Here is a 3,567-nt window from a genome sequence, read left to right on the forward strand (position 1 = left end):
GCGGGAGCCGGTCCTCGGCGGCGGTGCGGTCGGTGACCCACATGCCTTCCTTGCCGTCGCGGCAGATGTCGCCGGCCGAACCGATGCCCGACGCCACCACCTGTGGGTTGTTCGTACCCGCCGACGGCGAGTCCAGGCGAAGCAGCTTGCCGCCGAGCGAGCCGGGATCGGCGGCGGCGCCGGGGTTTCCGGCGTCACCGGTGAGGATCATCAGCTGCGTCGGCGTCGACCATTCCAGTGCGCCGCGATTTCCGTCGGCGCCCTTGGGAATTCCGGTGAGGATCGGCTTGGCCGCCCCGCCCTTGGACAGCCGCACGACCCGATTGTCGCTGCCGGTGGTGATGTAGGCGTACATCAGCCCGTCCTCACCGAAGGTGGGGGAGAGCACGATATCGGAGATGCCGCCGTCGGCCGACCCGTCGACGGGCACGCTGGCGATCTCCACCGGCGTCTCCTGCGGTGTGCTCGCGTCGACCGGTTTCACCTGCAGGATCCGCCCCGTTTTTCGCTCCGCGACGAAGGCGCCCTCGCCTACCGCGATCAGCCCGGCCCCCGATTCCATGCAGGTGGCGATGACATTGGGATCGGGATCGATACACGGTCCGGTCGGTCGCGGCGGCTGCGAGGGGTCCTCCTGCGGCTTCTTCGGTTCCGCGCCGGACCCACCCAGTTGCGGTTCGGTGGTGAACGGACTCGACGCCGACTCGTCGAAACGGGCGCACCCGGCTAGCAAAACGGCGCTCAGTGCCACCCCGACTGCCACGCGGCCCGCGATTCCCGAACTCATAGGTCAGACGTTACCGGCAGCGGTGCGGGCCTGACACGCCCGTCGCGTCCGAATGCGGCGGCCCGGACGCGACCGGAAGTCGAGCGGGGCTGACACGCCCGTTGCGAGGAAGGGCGGCACACCGGGACGGCACGTCATAAGGTGAGTCGGTGACCGACAAGTCGAATGACACTCCGAAGGCCGAAGGTTCGGCACCGGCCGGGCAGGGCGCGTCGGCGGCGGGTCGCCCGGTGACCAGCCCGTTCGATTCGCCGACGACGCAGATGCGCAAGCCGGATCCGAAGGACATCCCCCGCACCGACGAGGATCTCGGTCTCGACCCCGGTGATGAGGTTCCCGGTGCGAGCACCGCGCAAACCGGCCGTGGCGGTGGCGACGAAGATTACGGGTACGCGACGATCCCGCCCGCGTCGGCGGCCTCGGCGGGCACCGTCCGCTTGCAGCGCCGCAACCGCGAGGCTCGCCGCGGCACCCTGGACCTCGGCCTGTTCGTGCTGCGCCTGGTGGTCGGCTACACCTTCATCTACCACGGTCTGCAGAAGCTGACCGGCTGGTTCCACGGACCCGGCCTCGACGGCACCAAGACCATGATGGAAAGCGGCGGCTGGGACTACCCGTCACTGTCGACCGCGCTGGTGATCGCCGGTGAACTCGGCGGCGGCATCCTCCTGGTGATCGGCCTGGCCACCCCGCTCGCCGCGGGCGCTGTCCTGGCCACGATCCTGAACGCGTGGATGTGGAAGCAGGGCATGGTCCCCGGCTTCCAGTACAACGCGGGCACCCCCACCGGCGTCGAACTCGACTCCGTCCTGGCCGGTTCCGCCCTGGCGATCATCCTCACCGGCCCCGGCCGCTGGTCCTTCTACCGCACCCGAGGCTGGGCCACCCGACCCTCCTACGGGTCCTTCGGGGTCGTCGTCCTGGCTGTCGCCGCCGCCATCCTCACCTTCTGGTTCCTCCACGGCGGCAATCCCCTGAAAGGCATCGGCCCCTTCTGATCCGACTTTCCGCGTCTTTCGGTCAGATCCAGGGGCGCGGTGCGTCGATGACGCGGCAACTCGGTGAGCCGGTACCCGGTGAGTCGCCGATGTTCTCACGACATCAGTGGTCGCGATGGTCCGGGTTCAGTCAGGTGGGCGGTCATGGTGGCGTGCACGTCGGCCAGGAACGACTCGAATCGTCGCAGCTCCTCGGGGGAGTATTTCCCCATCACCGACTCTTCCACCTTCGTGCCGAGTGGGCCGAAGAAATCGTTGGCGAGAGTGTGGATGCTGGGTGTGCTGCGCAGTGTGATCACGCGACGGTCGTCGTGTTCTCGGCTGCGCACGATATGACCGGCCTGTTCCAGTCGGTTCAGCAGTGCGGTGGTGGCGCTGTTGGACAGCGAGATCCGTTCGCTGAGCCGTGCCGGTGACAGTGTGGTCCCGCGTTCCTCGGCGGTGAGGATCTCGATCAGGGCCTCGGCATCGGTCGAGTGCAACCCGAGCCAGGTCGCGAATCGGCGGGCGAGTTCCCGGTAACTCGCGCCGTAGGCCCGCATTCCTTCGTGGATTCGTTCGTACTGGGCGCGAGCGTCCGACTGGCTCATAGGTTCCTTTCGCATCGTTTGACATCCTATTGCCCTCAATATACTTTGACCATGGAAATATTCCACCATGGAAATAGGAGTGTGCGATGAGTCAAGAGTCGTCCCTTCGTCGATGGCTCGGCTTGATCGCCATTGCCCTCGGCGTGGCGCTGATCGTGGTCGACACCACGATCGTGAACGTGATCATCCCGTCGATCATCGAAGACCTGGACACGGGTTCCACCGAGGCGCAATGGATTCAGGAGTCCTACGCGATCGTCTTCGCGGCGCTGCTGCTGGTGGTCGGCCGGGTAGCGGACATGGTCGGGGCGCGCCGGGTGTTCGTCACCGGTGTCGTGGTGTTCGGCGCGACCAGCATCCTGGCCGGGCTGGCACCGGACGGCGGACTGCTCGTCATCGCCCGATTCCTGCAGGGCGCGGGCGCGGCGATGATCCTGCCGACCTCGCTCGCCCTGCTCAACGCCACCTTCACCGGCAAAGCCCGTGGTCAGGCCTTCGCGGTATGGGGCTCCACGATCGGTGCGGCCGCCGCGCTCGGTCCGCTGCTCGGTGGCTGGCTGGCCGAGCATGTGTCGTGGCGCTGGGCGTTCGGCATCAATGTGCCCCTGGCTGTGTTGATCGTGGTCGGTGTGCTGGCGTGCATCGCGCCGTCGCCGAAGGTCGCCGGTCGACTCGATGTGCTCGGCTCGATCCTGTCGGTGCTCGGCCTCGGGCTGCTGGCCTTCGGGTTGGTCGAGGGCCGCACCTACGGCTGGATCACCACCGTCCATCCGATGGGGATCGCCGGATTCACCTGGGAGAGCGGGCCGTCGCCGGTGCTGGTCGCGCTCGTGCTGAGTGTGCTGGCGCTGGGCGGGTTCGTCGTCCGGCAGGTGCTGTTGCGCCGCGGCGGCAATGCCGACAAGGCGCTGATGGACCTGAGCCTGTTCTCGTTGGCCTCGTTCCGCAACGGCAATATCGCGACGCTGATCATCGGCCTCGGTGAGTTCGGCATCGTCGCCGTGCTCCCGCTGTGGCTGCAGTTCACCCTCGGTTACAGCGCACTGCAGTCCGGTCTGGCTCTGGTGCCGATCGCCATCGGCAGCTTCATCGCCAGTGGTGCCAGCTTCGGGATGGCAGGGAAGGCCTCGCCGCTGAACATGGTCCGCCTCGGTCTGGGGCTGGAGGTCGTCGGCCTGGCCGCGCTGGGCTT

At 67.6% G+C, this 3,567-nt stretch carries 4 protein-coding genes; 2 read left to right on the top strand and 2 right to left on the bottom strand.

The features are described from left to right. A partial coding sequence (locus ACFWF3_RS28535) for a PQQ-dependent sugar dehydrogenase (protein WP_379316579.1) occupies positions 1 to 787 on the bottom strand: 787 nt, incomplete at its 3' end. A gap of 149 nt (positions 788 to 936) precedes the next feature. Here ACFWF3_RS28535 and ACFWF3_RS28540 point away from each other — a divergent pair. Further along, on the top strand, positions 937 to 1,785 hold the full coding sequence (locus ACFWF3_RS28540; protein WP_379316581.1) for a DoxX family protein: 849 nt from the start codon (positions 937 to 939) through the stop codon (positions 1,783 to 1,785). 95 nt (positions 1,786 to 1,880) lie between these two features. Here the strand turns inward: ACFWF3_RS28540 and ACFWF3_RS28545 are convergent, their stop codons facing one another. Next, positions 1,881 to 2,375, bottom strand: coding sequence for a MarR family winged helix-turn-helix transcriptional regulator (locus ACFWF3_RS28545; protein WP_379316583.1), 495 nt, complete (start codon positions 2,373 to 2,375; stop codon positions 1,881 to 1,883). 86 nt (positions 2,376 to 2,461) lie between these two features. On the opposite strand from ACFWF3_RS28545, the gene ACFWF3_RS28550 reads away from it, so the two are divergent. Then, on the top strand, positions 2,462 to 3,567 hold a 1,106-nt coding region (locus tag ACFWF3_RS28550), incomplete at its 3' end, for an MFS transporter (RefSeq protein WP_379316585.1).

The organism is Nocardia sp. NPDC060220, assembly GCF_042727815.1.
GTDB lineage: Bacteria > Actinomycetota > Actinomycetes > Mycobacteriales > Mycobacteriaceae > Nocardia.

Coding starts and splice junctions, on each gene's coding strand:
- ACFWF3_RS28545 (WP_379316583.1), bottom strand. CDS start 2,375: ATGAGCCAGTCGGACGCTCGCGCCCAGTACGAACGAATCCACGAAGGA.